This is a genomic window from Pedobacter nototheniae (assembly GCF_004335085.1).
GTDB classification, from domain to species: domain Bacteria; phylum Bacteroidota; class Bacteroidia; order Sphingobacteriales; family Sphingobacteriaceae; genus Pedobacter; species Pedobacter nototheniae.
On the sequence record NZ_RQRS01000017.1, the window covers coordinates 48,129 to 64,809 of the forward strand.

Below are 16,681 nucleotides of genomic sequence, written 5' to 3' on the forward strand. Positions count from 1 at the left end.
TAGCAATTTTTTGACATGATTGAGTTCCTGTGCCAATCAGTTAAAAAAGGATAAATTATTTGTCATAAAATATAATAAATAATTGATAGTCAGATAATTATGTATTATTTTTGCTTATGCAAGGCAAGAAGACATATCAAGAAAAGTTATTCATCAGCTTTCAGCTTTCGGACTACATCCCAGCAGATAATTTTTATAAACGTTTAAATGATACGATTGACCTAAACTTTGTTTACGGAGCTACTGCAAAGTATTATGGTAGTGAAGGACAGAAAAGCATAGACCCAGTTATATTCATGAAATTGATGCTCATAGGGTATCTCGAAAACCTTTCTAGCGACAGAAAGATCGTGTCCACTTCCAGGATGAGAATGGATATCTTATATTTCCTAGGTTACGATCTAGATGAAGAATTACCTTGGCATTCCACTTTGAGCAGGACTAGGCAATTGTATGGAATGGAACTGTTCGAAACATTGTTTAAACAGGTGCTAAAGCTTTGTATCGATAAGGGAATGGTCTCTGGCAAAAGACAGGCGGTTGATAGCGCCTACATCCACGCCAATGCCTCAATGGATAGTTTGGTGGAACGTGAAATCCTAAAAGATGCATCACAATACAGCAGGGAACTTAACGATAATGTGGAGGAAAGTTCGATGCGCATCGTGCCGATTACAAAGAAGCCCACAAAAAGGCTTTTCGACAAGTCTATGCCAATGGAAAAACGCAGCAATAAGACCCATGGCAGTATTTCGGATCCCGAAGCGAGGATTTCCTTCAAGCCTGGAAAAGCCTATCGGTTGACCTACACCAGTCAGGTAAGCGTAGATACGGCCAAGCATGTGATTACGGGAATAGAAGCGGTGCTCTCGGACAGGCGTGATAGCCAATGCCTTCCAAATCTGGTGGAGCGTACCGTTTCCAATTTAAAAGAGAATGGACTAGTGGTTGATGCGATACTGGCGGACACCAATTATAGCAGTATGGAAGCTCTGAAATTCATGCACACATGGGCTTGATGCCTTTATCCCAAATGCAGGCGCATATAAGGTGAATAGGGAGGGCTTTGTTTACGATAGGGAAAATGACCGCTACCAATGTCATCAGGGCAAATACCTTCCATTCTCTTATTATGTTACCGACAGGATTGGAAACCGTAATAAGATGTATTCTTCAAGAGTTGGAGATTGCAGGGATTGTCCTTTCAAACTGACCTGTATCGGCAAGAGTTCAAGAAAGGTATTAGAAAATGGCGAAGATAGATGGCTGTTCGAGCAGATGCATGAAAAAATGCTGTCTAAAAAAGGAAGGAAGATGAGAAAAATAAGGCAGAGCACCGTTGAACCAGTTCTGGGGTCGTTGATCAATTTTACGGGCATGAAAAGAGTAAATACAAGAGGGCTAAAACAGGCAAACAAATGCATGGTTATGGCCGCAATTGCCTACAACCTTAAAAAATTGATGAAGTTTAAGACCAAATCAGTTCTGGCGAACATTCAGGCAATCGCTAAAACCCCCGATAAATATATTGGGGGTTTTATACAGTGCATAAATAACGTTTTATCGATCAATATTCGCCTGACGACTTAAATATATATCGAAATAAAATTGCCCACCAATTAAATAAAATTGATGGGCAAGTAAGATATTATTCAAAAAAGTAGTTGCGCATCAGCCACGTGCTCGCGTACCAGCCGCTGCGTTTCCACCATCATAAAATTTTGTTACATCGGCTTCTATTGAAGCAATAACTTCCTGCACCTGCTTGAATTTGTCCATAACTGTTTTTTTTAAAGGGCCCGATGACCACGGTATTGTTTTTTATCTAGGAAATCGTATTCCAGCCCTAAAACTAAACATTTCAACCAAAATTCGAAAAGAACTTTAAAAATTCCGAATCCTGCATCATTGCCTTGCCTTATTGCATCTGCTTACAATGGATAAACCGTAGCATCCGCCAACAAAATACCCTATCCGGTGAAGTTCCTGATTTGAAAGCGATAGATGATTTACTGTTTCGGTTTATAATATTGCATTCCGTGCTCATGTTAAAAAAGTAGCTCATTTTGGGAGCCGTGAATTATAATTCTGACATCATTAAAATCAATCTAAAAATAAATTTAGACAAATCTAAATTTATTTTTAGTCTTTTCTATTTTTATTATTAGATTTACAAAAAATCAGATAACATGCAGAAAAGATTACCCATTGTCCTGCTTTCACTTATGAGCCTGGTTGCTATAATGGTGTCCTGTGAGAAGATAATCCCTTCTTCTCCAAAAGAAAACGAAATTCTTGATGGGCCGGTAGAGGGACTCAGCTATGAACAGCTCAGACGGTTCGCTTTGGGAGATGCAGCCTTCAATAATGAGATATTTAGTCCTGCGAATGGTCTTGGACCAGGCTTTGTTGCAACCAGCTGCGGAAGCTGCCATGCTGGAGACGGCAAAGGCCATCCCTTTACTACGCTGGTCCGTTTCGGGCAGACCGATGAGACAGGCAATAAATTTTTGGACCAGGGAGGCCCTCAACTACAGAACAGGGCTATTCCGGGTTACAAACCTGAGCAAATCCCATCAGGGGCCACCTTTTCAAAATTTACTCCGCCTGCCAATACCGGCCTTGGCTTTCTCGAACTGGTAGCCGATGCAGATATACTAGCTATGGCTGACCCGCAAGATCTGGATAATGACGGCATTTCTGGTGTCCCAAACTACGCAGCACTTCCCGCATATGTTCAGGCCCTTGACAATGCTATTGCACTGAAGGGAAAATATATCCATCGTTTTGGGAAAAAGGCGGCAGCATATAACCTCCTCCATCAGACCGTGAATGCCTACAACCAGGATATCGGGATCACTTCAAGCTTTGATCCTGTGGATGCCTATACGCGGATGGTGATTGATCCTGAAATTTCCACACTTACAGTGAATAACGTGGTGTTTTATCTACAGACTCTAAAAGCGCCCATACAGCGCGATGCCGGAAATGCGGAAGTTGAAACTGGCAGGAAACTGTTCGAAAAGATCAACTGCGCAGGCTGTCACAAGCCTACCCTAAAAACAGGTTTTTCCCCAGTGGTTGCTCTGTCCAACAAAGAATTTCACCCCTATACCGACCTGTTGCTCCATGATATGGGACCTGGCCTGGATGATGGTTACACGGAAGGATCGGCAAAAACCTTCGAATGGAGAACCCCGCCCCTATGGGGACTGGGACTTTCGATGAACTCGCAGGGGGGATCTTATCATCTGCTGCATGACGGAAGGGCAAAAAGCATCGAAGAGGCGGTAACCCTTCATGGAGGAGAGGCATCTGCAAGCCGCAACAGGTTCAACCAGCTGTCTGGAGCAGAAAAACATGCCATGCTGAGATTTTTAGAATCACTATAGAAATGAAAAGAAAAGATTTTATAAAAGGCTGTGGAATGGCCTGCCTTGGAGGCCTTGGGATCACCACGTTGATCAGTGGATGCAGCAGCCTGGTACCGGCGACGGGCGAGATTGCAGGGGATAACCTGGTCGTAGAAATGAAGGACTTTGAGCTCAGACAGGGAAAAAATGTCCAGTTCAAAAGATACATTGTAGTCAGCAATGACCTGCTCCGATATCCCATCTGTATCTACCGGCATGATGAACTGAATTATTCTGCACTGTGGATGCAGTGCACCCACCAGGGAACCGAGCTCCAGGCTTTCGGAGACAGGCTTCAATGTCCGGCCCATGGAAGTGAATTTGACAATAAGGGCAGAATGACCAATGGTCCGGCAGAAGCAAACTTAAGAACCTTCCCCATCACCATAGAAAAAACCAGGATCAAAATTTCACTGAAGGCAGTATGAAAAAACTCTTTACGCTAATTATATCTATTGGTATCGGTCAGATGGCTTTTGCCCAGATCGACCCGAAACTTTTAAGGGCCAAACCCGGTGATACCGCAAAAAACTCGCTCAATATGGATGCAGTTTATGAACGGCCTTTTATTGCCGTGGGAAAACTTCCGGTGTCGGTGGGCGGATACATGGAAGCCAACTGGCAGTATCAGGGTACAGACGGGATCTCTGAAGGACAGCAGTTCCAGTTCAGAAGGATGACGCTATTTGTAGCCTCAACCATTTCCAAGCGCATCAAGTTCCTTTCCGAGATCGAATTTGAACCTGCTGAAAAAGAAATAGCGGTTGAATTTGCTGCGCTGGATCTGGAACTGCACCCCTTGCTTAATTTAAGGGGTGGAATGATATTGAATCCCATTGGTGCATTCAACCAGAACCATGACGGTCCAAAATGGGAATTCACCGACCGTCCGATCGCCATGACACAGATGCTGCCTGCAACCTGGAGCAGTGCAGGATTCGGGATTTATGGCAAGAACTATAGTGGTGACTGGATGCTGGGCTACGAGTTATATGCCACAAGCAGCTTTGACGATTCCATTATTGCAAACCCTGAAAACAGAACCTCCCTGGCTGCTTCAAAAAGAAATCCGGAAAGGTTTGAAGAAATTGCAAGCGGGCAGCCACTTCTAACTGGAAAAGTTGCGGTACGCAGGAACAATATAGGCGAACTCGGCGTATCCTATATGGGAGGGGTTTACAATAAATGGCAGTCGGACGGAATCGTGATCGATGATAAACGCAGGCTAAATGTTTTTGCCATAGACTTTAATACCACACTGCCAAAGCTTAAGACCTTTATCACAGCTGAGTGGGCATGGATCAGGGTAGATGTTCCCGACACCTATTCCCAGCAGTTCGGGAGCCGTCAGATGGGCGGATATATCGATATTGTTCAACCTGTGATCAAAAAAACGATCCTGGGCTGGCAGCATTCTGTTGTAAGTTTAGCCTGCAGGGTAGAGTATGTGGACTGGAATGTGGGGAAGTTCAGGGAGACCGGTGGGAATATTGGTGATGAGCTTTTCAGCGTAATGCCCGGCATCAGTTTCAGGCCGAGGCAACAGACTGTACTGAGGTTTTCCTACCGAAAACAGTGGCAGAAGGATATTCTTGGAAACCCGGCTGCCAGAACCGGAGCATTCCAGTTAGGTGTATCAACCTATTTTTAATTCTGTCATCTATTTTAGCCGGAATCTAAAGAGGATTTCCCGATGTATATCTGAGAGGCCACAGCAGGCAGCATTTATCAACAAACCCCAGGGAATGGACGGTTTGTGTCCCAAAAACACGATTTCGTGGATGAGTAGCAAAACTGAAAAACCATACTGCGTCAATAGCGGGTTCAACCGCTGCCGAGTACCCAGAGACAGGCTAACAAACCGACTGCGAACTTTTCTTATCTTCCTAGGAATTTTTAACCTAAACGAATAAATGGATGCCAATGAGGATGCAATAAAGTAATTTGAGTATTGGGAATGCCCCAATTAGAGCTATATTTCTTGACCCTGCCCACCATTTGTTAGAAGGTGCCAAAGAAGCCTATCTACGGATTCCATTTCTGGAGGTGACTGACCTGGCAATTTGTTTCCTTTGACCCGCACTTTGGGAAACTTTTAGATCGACACAAATTTTCTGGACTGTAAAATCAGTCGCGTACTGTTTGGTATGCATTGGCGGTACTCTCAATCAGGCGCCAAAATAATGTTATCGATGCTCTGTTTGGATTCACAATAGGACTCTGCATGATAATAAGTGCCGCATGAGCTGCTCTACATCGTATGCGTTACAGGTTTTTACTGCCCAATCTCTTTACGCTGTATTCTTACTGCATTGAGAACAGCTAAGAAAGCTACACCCACATCTGCAATTACAGCCTCCCAGAGATTCGCAACACCGAAGGCCCCAAGAGAGAGCACGGCGATCTTCACTGCCATTGCCAAAATAATGTTCTGCCAGACGATGTTACGGGTCAGCTTGCCTATCTTCAAAGCTAAAACAATCTTTGTTATCTGGTCATTTTGTATTACGATATCAGCCGTTTCAATGGCTGCATCACTTCCAAGCCCACCCATGGCAATACCCGCATCGGCCAGGGCAATTACAGGGGCATCATTTACCCCGTCGCCCACAAAAGCAATATGGCGTCCCTCCTTTATCAAAGCCTCCATCTTTTCTACTTTTCCTTCAGGCAAAAGATCGCCAAAAGCATAGTCAATATTAAGTCTGTTTGCAACCTGATCTACTACAGCTTTTTTGTCGCCGGACAACATAACAGTCCTTATATTTAAGGCCTGCATCTGCTTAACACCTTCTCCCGCATCTTCTTTTATTTCATCTGCTATAGTAATATAACCGGCATATTTTTCATCCACCGCGATCACAACAATGGTATCTAAGATCTCCTCAACATCCTTTGGAAAATCCACCTTATATTTTTTTAGTAGCTTAAGGTTCCCTGCGAGCACATGCTTTCCATCTACTACTCCTTTAAGTCCGTGTCCGGATATTTCTTCAATTGAAGTTGCAGTGCCCTCGCTTGCGTCCTTTCCTGCATATTCAATAATTGCCTGTCCAACGGGATGGGTTGAATTCTTTTCCAGAATTGCTGCCAGTCTGATTAAATCTTTTTCGGCAAGCCCTGAGGGCACTATTTTTTGAACTTTGAAAACCCCTTTGGTCAATGTTCCCGTCTTATCCATTACTATGGTATCTATCTTGGTCATTACGTCCAAAAAGTTACCTCCCTTGAATAGAATCCCATTTTTCGAAGCCAGGCCAATCCCGCCAAAATATCCTAAAGGAATAGATACGACAAGTGCGCATGGGCAGCTGATCACCAGAAATACCAGCGCGCGATAAAGCCAGTCATTAAAGACATAATTTTCAACAAACAGATACGGAACCAGCGCTAGCGCTAAGGCCAAAAAGAAAACTATGGGCGTATATATCTTTGCAAATTTTGAAATAAAAAGCTGCGTCTGCGACTTTCTTGAGGATGCATCCTGTACCATTTCCAGAATCCTGCTAAGCTTACTGTCCCTGAACAGTGCAGTTACCTTGATCTCTGAGACGGTGTTTATATTGATCATTCCTGCCAGCACAGTTTCACCTTTATATTTACTGTCAGGACGACTCTCTCCAGTTAATGCAGCGGTATTAAAGGATCCTTTTTCTGAGAGTAGCTCGCCGTCCAATCCAACTTTTTCACCAGCTTTCACCTGTATGGTATCTCCGAGCTCTACATCAGCAGAGCCAGCGAGCTCAGCTTTCCCATCTCTGATTACGGTAACCTTATCGGGCCTTATGTCCAGCAGGGCTTTTATGCTTGCTTTCGCACGGTCCACTGCTGCATCCTGGAACCATTCACCAATTGAGTAAAAGACCATTACAGCAACACCTTCGGAATATTCCCCTATAAAGAAGGCGCCTAAGGTTGCCACACTCATCAGCACAAACTCATTGAAGATATCCCCCCTTATCGCTTTTCTAAAAGCTAAAACAAGTACTCCCCATCCAGCGAGAAGATAGGCGATACTGTTGACGGCTAATGAAACCCATCTAGAAAGTTTAATATTAAATCCATAGTCCATCACCAGAACGCATATCAATATCGCCAGGCCCGATAGCAGTCCAAGATGCTGTTGCCATTGTGGCTTATCACCGGCACCCGTTTTGCGATCATGATCCGCAACGCTATCTTCGTTAATATGAAGCGCGCCGGCTTCCGCCTTATAAGCTGGAGCAGTTTGCCGAATATTATTTTTCGGTGCTTCTGCCTTAATATCATCGTTTTCGCAACAGTCCTTCATAATATGATTTTTTATTGTACTTTTTCAGTGATAAACCTCTCCATGTATCATGCCAAATATTACTCTGATAACAAGGTGCTGTGCATTGTCTATCTTCAGTTTCAACCTATCCGATTCGAAGCCTTGGTGCTGAGAAGCGTACGGCAAAGGTATTGTCAAACAGCGTCTTTGGCCTACAATGGCTTACTTCATTCCAGGAATTGAAAATGTAAGTCTGTGGCGATCTATTTTATCGGAGTTTTTTATTTTACTTCTATCTTTTACCCTGCCCGGAATAACTTTAGTGTAACCAGACAAAAATCAAAATAACTTTCGAACATAGGTTTCAAAATACTGATAAAAGAAACATTCACACAAAAATAAAATAAAAGGCCGGAGAATAATAATCAATATTAACAGAAAGTCTTTACAGCTATACCGATATTATCAAACTTGACGTTCACCATACATAAATAGCTGCCGGCGCTCCTATATAAGTCATGATAAAACGTGAGTAACAATGCCTCACAGATTGGAAGACACACTTTTTCGTTGCACTATTTTGGTTATAGATTAAGTACCAAGGGTCAGCAGCAGTCTTCCCATTCGCACGAAAATACATCAACATTTTTTAAACTAATTCGCTTCACTGTTGTTTTTATAATAACAAAACATCAGTTTATAATGAAAAATGTGGAAACTGTTATTCCGGCTGCCCTATACCTTCATACTATACGATTTTGCTACAGGGATTATATTAATTTGGCTATAGCCCTGGAAACCGGGCTTTCGGCCTCTGATGTACTACTGGCAAACACAATTCAAAAATTAAAAAGCTGGAAAGGGTTTTCTTTATTCGATGATGACGGTCATCCAACAAACAAAGTCTTCGTGGCTGGCCGATGGAGGTTAGAATTACCAATAAATAAAGGTATACGTAAGCTCAACGCAATAAACTTATCAACAAAAAGCCATCACTTTCCTACCATCCAGTTAGATAGGGTGATGAAAGCATTTGCTGACACTTTTTTTCTCAAAAACACCTCTAAAATCAAGCGCTCTGGTAAATAATTTTTAATCACTAAAATTTAAAGTCATGAACACAGAAAATTCAAAAAAAGAGAGTCAAAAGCATCCGGAACACCATGAACATCAGGAGCATCACCCCCACAAAGAGCATCATGAAGGGCCTGAGCATGCGGATGAAATGGAACATCACAAAGAGAAAGAACACCATTCTGAGGCTGAACACCATAACGATGATGAACATAAGAACACAAAAAAAAGTTAATATGGCAGTTTGGAAAGGAATGTGCGAGCCGATATTCCTTTCCACTTATTAACTATCAAAGTAATAGGTTTGTAAAGATCAACCTCATCTATTATCAGTATCCCTGTCTGAATAGGGGCCTTGGCAGTTTTGTATCCAATAAAATATACCATCTAATATCTGTAGAAAATTCCTGATATTGCCATTACATAATAAAGTATGTGTTATCAGCTTTTGGCTGCGCCATCGGTGGGTGTTCTATCATCTCCATCAGATTCCGCTCTATGGTCATGCAGATTGCTGTCATCGGCGTATCGGTGGGAATATTTTCGAATGGATCCTGCATAATGATTGCTGTTTTTTCGATCATAATAAAGAGAATCGGAACAAGAAATATCAACATTATTTCTACAACTGGTGTTTCATCTTCCAGTCCAAAAGGCATAATAGTCATTAGGACATAGATCAGAAAATGAATGAGTACACTATATGAGCGTGGAAAGATCGTGTTTTTAATTCGTTCGCATTTTCCCATTGAATCGCACAGGCGGGCAATGGTGGAATCGATTTGTACAACTTTGTTGGGATCCATCTGACCACGTTCACTGGCCGAGGCCAGCGCTGAGCTGTGGCGGATGAGTAATAAATTTGCTTGGTTTTCACTGTTGAGATTATGCTTGATAAAATAATTCTTCACTTTTGTAGAAGGAGCAGTCTTCCTCAGCGACTCTGAGAGCGCAAAACACCAAATCACCTGACGAGTCGCAAATGATTCAAGTAAATCAGCTCTATCCTTGTGTTTTGGAAGGAATAGGGTCAATTGCCTTATCAGTGTCCTGCTATCGTTCACTATTGCGCCCCAAACCACTCTTGCTTCCCACCAGCGTTCATAAGACTGCGAGGTCCTGAAAGCAAGCAAGAGCGAAAGGGTCGTACCCACAAAGGCAGAAAGCGCCAAAGGGATTTTAATTTGTTCGAAGAAACCATAATGATCGAGCGTTCCAGCAACTATGGCATATATTCCAATTGTTATGATATCCCATTTTATTAACCTAATGAAGTATAGCACTGATATTTTTTTATTTATAAGCATGTTCTTATTTTGTCTATTTAGCATGAAATGCACGTTGTGCAGTGATTGATATTTTGTTATTATCCAAATAAATATATAGTTTCCGCTTTCACTTTGCAAATTCATTTTATGGTTGTTTCGTTTTGCAAAAAGAATTTTAATTGGTGTTTGGCATTTGATCTAGCCGACTCTTCAAGGGATATAATTCTGGCAGAAATAGACCAGAAATTTTCTTACCGGTCTTCCGTTTCTGAAAATTACAATTGGCCGGAGCTGCCTGACACTTGTAAAATGGCCATTTATTGCAGGTGGATCTCCAGCTTTCCTTGCCAGGTTTTTAAACGATGGCTCTGAATCCAGAAATATTGCGTTTTTACCTTTTAGCTTGGAAAGATCCGTTCCAATGTAGCTGAAATGTAGTGCGTGCTCGCCGATCACGTTTTGCCCATATATAAATTCCCGGCTTAAGAGATTGAGTTCAGCTGATGTTTTATAACTGTCAGCAGAAAAGATGAAGTCGGCTTTATATTGTGTTTTAAGGATTTGTGATTTCCTATGGAGTTCTTCCCATCCTACCCATGTATCATCTGAACGAACCGGTACGGGATAGAATACTATCTCCACGAAAAGCCCTGCATGGATAATCAGTGAAATGATAAGCTGAATCTTTATCCAACGGTCCGGGATTATCCCACCTACCAGAATAATGCCTGTGATATAAGCCGGCATCATCCAGTTAATCTTTACCCAGTAAAAAGGCGAGAGCGAGAGAAAAATCATGAAAATGGGCAGAAAGAAAGCGAGCAAAAAGATCTGCCCTGCAGAAAGCTTGAATCTACCTTTTTCTTTCAGGCTGAACATCAGATAAGTAGCGCGAAACAAAAAGGCAAAAGCGACAGGGATAAGCAGCGCGAGTTGATGGCCAAAGAGACCAAAGATAAACCTTGGGCTAAACTGAAGTTCAGAAACAGAATTCATGCGTTTTGTACCCTGAAAAGCGAAAGATGCAAAGTTGTTATTCCAGTTCCATATAATCACCGGTGAAGAAACCATTATCATCAGCAACACTGATAGCCAGGGCCATATGGTCAGAAGTTGTTTCCTGTTTGAGGAGGAAAACAATAAGAAAATGAACATTCCTGCAGGAAGGAAGACGGCTGTATATTTGCTATCAAAAGCGAGTCCCATAAGTATACCGGCATAAATCCAGTCTATTTTTCTTTTTCTGAACACTGCATCATGGATTTTGCAAAGGGCAAGTGCCCAGAAGAAAAGCAGCGGGGTATCCGGGGTGGAAATCAAGGAAAGGATGCTTACCATTAAGGTGGATAAAAATAGCACAATTACTTTTTTTGACTGACCTGAAGGATAGAACCGAAGTGACAGATTGAAAACGGCAATGGAGGTAAGAACGGTGAGTACCGAATCCCCGAGCTTAATGGCAGTTGGATTTTTGCCAAAAATTTCTGTAAAAATCCTGATTAACCAGGAAATGGCCGGAGGGTGGTCAAAATAGGAAAGACTGGGGTGGCTGGCATAAAAAAAGTAATACGCATCCTGCGGCATTGGTCCCATTGAAAACACAGCAATAACACGAATGACCAGGATAGCACATAGCATATAAAAAACAGCTGGAGATAGGCCGGCAGTTAGGTTTTTTCGCATGACATGTAAAAAAGATTTAGACGGCAGGCAACATTAGGCCTGCTGTTCGGGTAAACAGTTATGTAAAAAGTAATATTGGCCAGTAACGCCGCGGCAAGGGGTTTGAAAGTTCTCCTTAAGACATGCTTTGCAAGTCAGAGAGGCTGGCCAAAGTATTATAAACGGATTTCGGTGGTCCTCGAAAACAGGGAGATTTAAGAAAATAAGGACGTATTGAGGAATTTTGGAGAACCGGTTTCGCCTGCAACAGGTGGGAGGTCAGAAAAAAATACGGATGGTTGAGTGTTCTGAAAGTGTCGAAACTAAATTTATCTTTTTCCTGATTAACTTCCTGATGGCTTGAAGATAAAATGATGGCATGCAGGACAGTTTCAAACTCCCCGGCACCGTGTTTAGCATGCTGATTATACTGTGAAATTTTATTGTGTGGATTCTCGAGCACGAGGCACTGATCCAGCAGGAAACTGAATGCAAGTAAAAGAACGGTGTAGACCAGGCGGAAGTTCATAATGAATTTATTTACATTGCTTTCAACCGCGATCGATTTGAACCTGGAACTGACTTACTTTCAATACGACCCTTATGCCCATGTCCTTTAGGGGATATCAAGGCCATGAACCATAAAAGTATTGTAAAGAGTGTCACTGCCGCTATAATCAACACCCTGAGTAGCATTTTTCTTCGGCCAGAGACATGGGGAGGGACTGCTTGGGTATATGGGTTCTTTTTATTTTTTCTCATGAATTCCTTAATCTATTTTTACTGGAAATCTCCTGTGCTTATCACCTTTTTTTGGTAACTTTATAGCCTAACAAGTACTATAAGAAGATGTCCTACTTTTAATTTATTTTGTTTATTGCTTGATGTTTTCAGCATCCTGTGCATTATTGCGATTCTACGTTTGACTTTACGCGCAGCGGTGCAACCTATTTTGAAATTGCAGCGGTAACGAAATTATATTCTAACCGCACTGTTTTTAAAAGTAACTGAACATACCGGCTCCAATTGCTCCGTGACTGTAGCTAGGCATTACTACTGAACGCCCGATTTCCTTTCGTGTAAAGATTTTTTTAATCTTTGGATATAGCCAGTAAGATGCCCGCGTGGAAAGAAAACCTATCCCTGCTCCTGCTACAACATCACTGAGCCAGTGCTTATTATTATACATCCGGTAATATGCGGTTGCCACTGCGGCAGCATAGCCTGAAATGGGGTAAATAACTGATCTTTCCTTATATTCCTGACTGAGCAGTTCTGCCGATGCGAATGCCTCTGCGGTATGCCCTGAAGGAAATGCGTTGCTGGATCCGTCCGGCCTGGTCACCTGGGTGATCCTTTTAAGGGATTGGCAGGTGGCGGTAAGTATGATATTGCTCAGCAGATAGACCCCGGCCTGGTCAATGGTTTTATTTCTTCCTTGTATGCCAGCCGTGCTCAGGCCTAGCGCCAATACCCCGGGGGCGAACTGCAGATAGTCATCTATCCTAAACTTATTGTGCGGATGCTCAAGTGCAAACTCCTGCCTGGCGGCAATATCAAGGTCTGTGAGTTCGTGGCTTCCCAGCTTTACAAATCCGTAAACTATACTTGCTGAGGCTGCAGCTCCCACTATTGGTGACATCCGAATCTTAAAGTCGCCGTGTTCTGTTTTGCCGTCCGCAAGGGTCTGTTTTTTCATCAGCAACGTATCCCCTGGTTTTTGTGAAAAGGATGCAAAGGGATGCAGGAATGTGAACAGCAACCAAAATAATATTCTAAAAAAACTCATCTTATATATATTTTAATCATCAGCGGTATGCGAGTCATTCTCATGTTTAAATTTCTTTTTCCATTTTACGTACCATTTCTGGTGATGAAGACTCAGCAGGAAATAGATTCCCAGGGCAGCAGCTACTGCGATGAGGAACATGTTAAGTCCTACGGCCACACCGATTCCCGCGGTACACCACAGGGTAGCTGCGGTAGTGAGGCCTTGTGAAGTGTTGGTTTGATCATTCTTGTAAATGATTCCTGCACCCAAAAAACCAATGCCCACCAGAACGTTGGCAATGATTCTAGAGGCTGCCGCTGTGTCCCCCATATGCTCGCCAATGGCGGTGAAGAGTGCGGCGCCGAGACACACCGCGGCATAAGTACGTATTCCGGCACTCCTGCCATGTTTTTCACGGTCAAGACCGATGATGCATCCAAGAATGAAAGCTACAAGAAGCCTTAGGATTATATCCCATTCGTTTTCCATTTCCATTTTTTAGTGTTGTTTTTTCTTTATCCGCGCTTTGACCGTTTCAATATTTGCTTGTTTTCCTGTTGCCAGTAAAGACCTGCAGTATGGAGTAAAAAAACGATGTGCAGTTAAGAAGTTGAGTGTTTTATTATCCCATTCTGTCAAATCCATTCCGCTTCTTTTATTGACCTCTCTTGCCACCTTCTCATCAGTTATCAGGAATTCCTCGTTTCCAAGGTTATAGGTGTCCGCATCACAGATGATCTCCTGGATCGTATTCCTGGGATCATGAGGTATTGTAGTTGCCCGAATGCAAGCCGCTATATCGAAAATAACATCTAGTTCAATTCCTCTATCGAGCATAAACTCTTGCATTAAAATCACGCTTCTCTCTTCATGACCAGCGGGGCTGCCCAAAAGCTGCCCGGTGTCGTGAAACCAAGCTGCGGCGAAGAGTACAAACTCACGGAGCTTGTCCAGGCGGTAGTTCGAAGCAATTTCGCGTGTTCGGCTAACTACAAGCTTTGTGTGTTCGAGGTCATGGTATACCAGATCGGTATGCCAGTGCTGTTGAAAGAGTTGACTAACGTAAGCCTCGGTCTCCTCCAAAAGCAGATCAAATACATTTTTCCTTCTTAACTTGAAAAAATAGTTTCCTATTAAGAGCGCCAGTAGCCCTAAAAACAAACCAATTAGCAATAAAAAATAATTGTTCATATGATTGTTATTGTTTTAATCCACCATTTTTAAAAAGATGATAGGCGCTCTGGTATAGCGAGATGGCTTCCAGACTTATCTTTTTTGGCGTCTTTACGGGCGTTTGTACGTTTGTAGTGAAATCGTACCTATAACTCTGGGGGGCTTTTCGTGGGCTGAGTACCACAAGCGTGTCATTGCGGAGATAGCCAAGTTTTTGATAGGTCCCCAGCATGATCCTTGGGCGATAGGCTACTGAGCGTACATCCATTCCGTAGTTATTGCCCTGGAAATCCCATTTGAGCAATCCAAACAAGGTTGGGTAGAGGTCGATCTGAGAACAGAGGGTTGAAATTGTCAAAGGGACCTGTCCTTTAAGATTATAGATCATAGCGGGAATATGGTACCGGGAGATATCGATTTCATTTTTCCCTGCACTTTCAGCGCAGTGATCAGCAATGAATATAAATATCGTATTGTCGAACCAAGGTTTTTTCCGGGCTTTTTCTAAAAATTCACCGATGGCAAAGTCAGTGTACTTCACGGCCCCCTCCCTCCCCGTTCCCGGGGCGATATCAATTTTTCCTCCGGGATAGGTAAAAGGACGATGGTTGGATGTGGTCATCACAAAATCGTAGAACGGCTTTTTTGTCTGGAAACGTTTGTCCGCATCACGGATCACTGCAGAAAGCAGGTCCCCGTCAGAAATGCCCCAGGCATTTTCAAAGGCAACCTGATCATCCTTTAGGATCGTTCGTTTTACCTTATAGGTATCTCCCACTGTTAGTTTTCGGCCCCTATCGGTTATCTCGTATCCATTGTTACCAAAGAACTGATTCATATTGTCGAAGTAGCCATCCCCACCATAAAAAAAAGAAGTTGAATACCCGCGTTTAGAAAATATACTTCCAATGGTGGTTAGATTTGCATTATTTTCTCTTCTGACAATGCTGTTTCCAGGGGTTGGCGGAAGGGCTAGGGAAAGCGCTTCCATACCGCGTACCGTTCGTGTGCCAGTGGCATACATCCGCTTAAATAAAACGCTTTGTTTTGCGAGGGTATCAAGTGTTGGCGTAAGTCCCTGTGCATTACCAAAGGTTCCCATATAATCCGCACTAAAACTTTCCATTACCACCATGATCACGTTCGATCTGCTTTGGCCATTGCCATTGGAAACGATTCGGCGAATCGAACCTTCCCCTGGCATAAATCTTGCCAATGGAGATGACAGCTCTTTTCTTGTGGTATTAAATGCGACCATCTCTGATGTCATGGGATAAAACTGGTCATAGTTCAGCTCATTTGAGCGGAACGCTGCAATGAATGAATATATCCCCGCTTTGGAAATTTCGCTTACATATCGGTTACTGCTACGCTCGGCCCAGGAATTGTCCACCTTCTGGCCATAAAATATTGCCATCAAAACAATCAGTAGGGTAAATAAAAACCTGTGGAGAACAGGGGTAACTGAACGGAAACTGATCCTGAAGGCTGCACGCATGAGATAGTTCCATAGCAGGGAAATGAGTACAACGCCTGCAATTAAAAGCGGGAGTGGGTAAGACTCATTGATGTTGTGCAGTACCTCGTAAGTGTAGATCAAATAATCTACTGCTATGAAATTGAAGCGGCTTTCAAATTCCAGCCAGAAGGTAAATTCAGCAAAGAAAGAGAATACCGATATCAGTACCATTAGAAACAATAATATCCTGGTAAAGGTGCGGTCAAAAGCTGACCCGTTCCATTTTTGGGGAAGGCAAAGCAGATAAACGGCATAAAATAAGCAAAAATAGATACTCACCCCCAGGTCGAAAACCACGCCCTTTGCAAGTGCAGTAAATATGTCTATGGTTTTGAGCCCTCCCTTGCTGAAGGACATCGCGATTAAAATGATCCTGAAGAAACTGGAGACGACAAGAAAACTTAGCATAAAATAATGCAGGAGGCTGTAGCGACTTTTGATGAAAATAGATCTTATCATTTTTCGGTTTTTTGATTGGGGGAGGCTGATTGGGTTATTGGCTTTTTATCTTTGTTCCAGTGGATCCTGAAAAAATGCCTAGCTTTCGAA

The 16,681-nt window shown here is 42.8% G+C and carries 16 protein-coding genes; 7 read left to right on the forward strand and 9 right to left on the reverse strand.

The annotated features are described in order from the left end of the window. The first annotated feature begins 116 nt into the window (after positions 1-116). Together EHC72_RS15135 and EHC72_RS15140 are read left to right on the forward strand one after the other, a co-directional pair. Positions 117-1,019, forward strand: coding sequence for a transposase (locus EHC72_RS15135; protein ID WP_131538555.1), 903 nt, complete (start codon positions 117-119; stop codon positions 1,017-1,019). A gap of 31 nt (positions 1,020-1,050) precedes the next feature. Then, positions 1,051-1,590 (forward strand): transposase, encoded by a 540-nt coding sequence (locus EHC72_RS15140; protein ID WP_165585839.1) that lies wholly within the window; start codon positions 1,051-1,053, stop codon positions 1,588-1,590. 81 nt (positions 1,591-1,671) lie between these two features. Here the strand turns inward: EHC72_RS15140 and EHC72_RS23130 are convergent, their stop codons facing one another. Continuing rightward, on the reverse strand, positions 1,672-1,779 hold the full coding sequence (locus tag EHC72_RS23130) for a hypothetical protein (protein ID WP_317126350.1): 108 nt from the start codon (positions 1,777-1,779) through the stop codon (positions 1,672-1,674). Positions 1,780-2,189: 410 nt separating this feature from the next. Here EHC72_RS23130 and EHC72_RS15145 point away from each other — a divergent pair, with 410 nt between their 5' ends. The 3 genes from EHC72_RS15145 to EHC72_RS15155 are packed head-to-tail and all read left to right on the forward strand — an operon-like array spanning position 2,190 to position 5,064. Continuing rightward, positions 2,190-3,392, forward strand: coding sequence for a di-heme oxidoredictase family protein (locus tag EHC72_RS15145; RefSeq protein ID WP_131538557.1), 1,203 nt, complete (start codon positions 2,190-2,192; stop codon positions 3,390-3,392). 2 nt (positions 3,393-3,394) lie between these two features. Beyond that, a complete protein-coding gene (locus tag EHC72_RS15150) occupies positions 3,395-3,841 on the forward strand; it encodes a QcrA and Rieske domain-containing protein (protein ID WP_090985871.1) in 447 nt (148 codons plus the stop codon). Beyond that, positions 3,838-5,064, forward strand: a complete 1,227-nt coding sequence (locus EHC72_RS15155) for a hypothetical protein (RefSeq protein ID WP_131538558.1) — start codon at positions 3,838-3,840, stop codon at positions 5,062-5,064. The genes EHC72_RS15150 and EHC72_RS15155 overlap by 4 nt, the downstream gene beginning before the upstream one ends. Positions 5,065-5,688: 624 nt before the next feature. Here EHC72_RS15155 and EHC72_RS15160 read toward each other — a convergent pair. Then, the gene (locus tag EHC72_RS15160; protein WP_131538559.1) at positions 5,689-7,704 is read right to left on the reverse strand and encodes a heavy metal translocating P-type ATPase; all 2,016 of its coding nucleotides are present in this window, start codon (positions 7,702-7,704) and stop codon (positions 5,689-5,691) included. Positions 7,705-8,367: 663 nt separating this feature from the next. Between EHC72_RS15160 and EHC72_RS15165 the strand changes: the two genes are divergently transcribed. Both EHC72_RS15165 and EHC72_RS15170 read left to right on the forward strand, forming a co-directional pair. Next, positions 8,368-8,754, forward strand: a complete 387-nt coding sequence (locus EHC72_RS15165; protein ID WP_131538560.1) for a hypothetical protein — start codon at positions 8,368-8,370, stop codon at positions 8,752-8,754. A 25-nt stretch (positions 8,755-8,779) separates the two neighbouring features. Beyond that, a complete protein-coding gene (locus EHC72_RS15170; protein ID WP_131538561.1) occupies positions 8,780-8,974 on the forward strand; it encodes a hypothetical protein in 195 nt (64 codons plus the stop codon). A 184-nt stretch (positions 8,975-9,158) separates the two neighbouring features. On the opposite strand, the gene EHC72_RS15175 is transcribed toward EHC72_RS15170, so the two are convergent. From EHC72_RS15175 to EHC72_RS15205, 7 genes are all read right to left on the reverse strand, one after another. Beyond that, entirely contained in the window at positions 9,159-10,151 is a 993-nt protein-coding gene (locus EHC72_RS15175; RefSeq protein ID WP_246029437.1) for a bestrophin family protein, read from the reverse strand. Between the two features lie 66 nt (positions 10,152-10,217). After that, on the reverse strand, positions 10,218-11,690 hold the full coding sequence (locus EHC72_RS15180) for an ArnT family glycosyltransferase (RefSeq protein WP_039474376.1): 1,473 nt from the start codon (positions 11,688-11,690) through the stop codon (positions 10,218-10,220). Between the two features lie 115 nt (positions 11,691-11,805). After that, positions 11,806-12,198 (reverse strand): hypothetical protein, encoded by a 393-nt coding sequence (locus EHC72_RS15185; RefSeq protein WP_131538562.1) that lies wholly within the window; start codon positions 12,196-12,198, stop codon positions 11,806-11,808. 468 nt (positions 12,199-12,666) lie between these two features. Further along, the gene (locus EHC72_RS15190; RefSeq protein ID WP_131538563.1) at positions 12,667-13,458 is read right to left on the reverse strand and encodes a phosphatase PAP2 family protein; all 792 of its coding nucleotides are present in this window, start codon (positions 13,456-13,458) and stop codon (positions 12,667-12,669) included. A 12-nt stretch (positions 13,459-13,470) separates the two neighbouring features. Beyond that, entirely contained in the window at positions 13,471-13,929 is a 459-nt protein-coding gene (locus EHC72_RS15195; RefSeq protein ID WP_231491317.1) for an MgtC/SapB family protein, read from the reverse strand. Positions 13,930-13,938: 9 nt separating this feature from the next. Continuing rightward, positions 13,939-14,631, reverse strand: a complete 693-nt coding sequence (locus EHC72_RS15200; RefSeq protein ID WP_131538564.1) for an HD domain-containing protein — start codon at positions 14,629-14,631, stop codon at positions 13,939-13,941. A 7-nt stretch (positions 14,632-14,638) separates the two neighbouring features. Next, the gene (locus EHC72_RS15205; protein WP_131538565.1) at positions 14,639-16,591 is read right to left on the reverse strand and encodes an LTA synthase family protein; all 1,953 of its coding nucleotides are present in this window, start codon (positions 16,589-16,591) and stop codon (positions 14,639-14,641) included. Positions 16,592-16,681: the final 90 nt, after the last annotated feature.

Excerpts from the sequence above, each read along its gene's own strand:
- EHC72_RS15195 (WP_231491317.1), bottom strand. The coding sequence starts at position 13,929 with ATGGAAAACGAATGGGATATAATCCTAAGGCTTCTTGTAGCTTTCATT.
- EHC72_RS15180 (WP_039474376.1), bottom strand. The coding sequence starts at position 11,690 with ATGCGAAAAAACCTAACTGCCGGCCTATCTCCAGCTGTTTTTTATATG.
- EHC72_RS15205 (WP_131538565.1), bottom strand. The coding sequence starts at position 16,591 with ATGATAAGATCTATTTTCATCAAAAGTCGCTACAGCCTCCTGCATTAT.
- EHC72_RS15160 (WP_131538559.1), bottom strand. The coding sequence starts at position 7,704 with ATGAAGGACTGTTGCGAAAACGATGATATTAAGGCAGAAGCACCGAAA.
- EHC72_RS15185 (WP_131538562.1), bottom strand. The coding sequence starts at position 12,198 with ATGAACTTCCGCCTGGTCTACACCGTTCTTTTACTTGCATTCAGTTTC.
- EHC72_RS15135 (WP_131538555.1), top strand. The coding sequence starts at position 117 with ATGCAAGGCAAGAAGACATATCAAGAAAAGTTATTCATCAGCTTTCAG.
- EHC72_RS15175 (WP_246029437.1), bottom strand. The coding sequence starts at position 10,151 with ATGAATTTGCAAAGTGAAAGCGGAAACTATATATTTATTTGGATAATA.
- EHC72_RS15150 (WP_090985871.1), top strand. The coding sequence starts at position 3,395 with ATGAAAAGAAAAGATTTTATAAAAGGCTGTGGAATGGCCTGCCTTGGA.
- EHC72_RS15200 (WP_131538564.1), bottom strand. The coding sequence starts at position 14,631 with ATGAACAATTATTTTTTATTGCTAATTGGTTTGTTTTTAGGGCTACTG.
- EHC72_RS23130 (WP_317126350.1), bottom strand. The coding sequence starts at position 1,779 with ATGGACAAATTCAAGCAGGTGCAGGAAGTTATTGCTTCAATAGAAGCC.
- EHC72_RS15155 (WP_131538558.1), top strand. The coding sequence starts at position 3,838 with ATGAAAAAACTCTTTACGCTAATTATATCTATTGGTATCGGTCAGATG.
- EHC72_RS15170 (WP_131538561.1), top strand. The coding sequence starts at position 8,780 with ATGAACACAGAAAATTCAAAAAAAGAGAGTCAAAAGCATCCGGAACAC.
- EHC72_RS15165 (WP_131538560.1), top strand. The coding sequence starts at position 8,368 with ATGAAAAATGTGGAAACTGTTATTCCGGCTGCCCTATACCTTCATACT.
- EHC72_RS15145 (WP_131538557.1), top strand. The coding sequence starts at position 2,190 with ATGCAGAAAAGATTACCCATTGTCCTGCTTTCACTTATGAGCCTGGTT.
- EHC72_RS15190 (WP_131538563.1), bottom strand. The coding sequence starts at position 13,458 with ATGAGTTTTTTTAGAATATTATTTTGGTTGCTGTTCACATTCCTGCAT.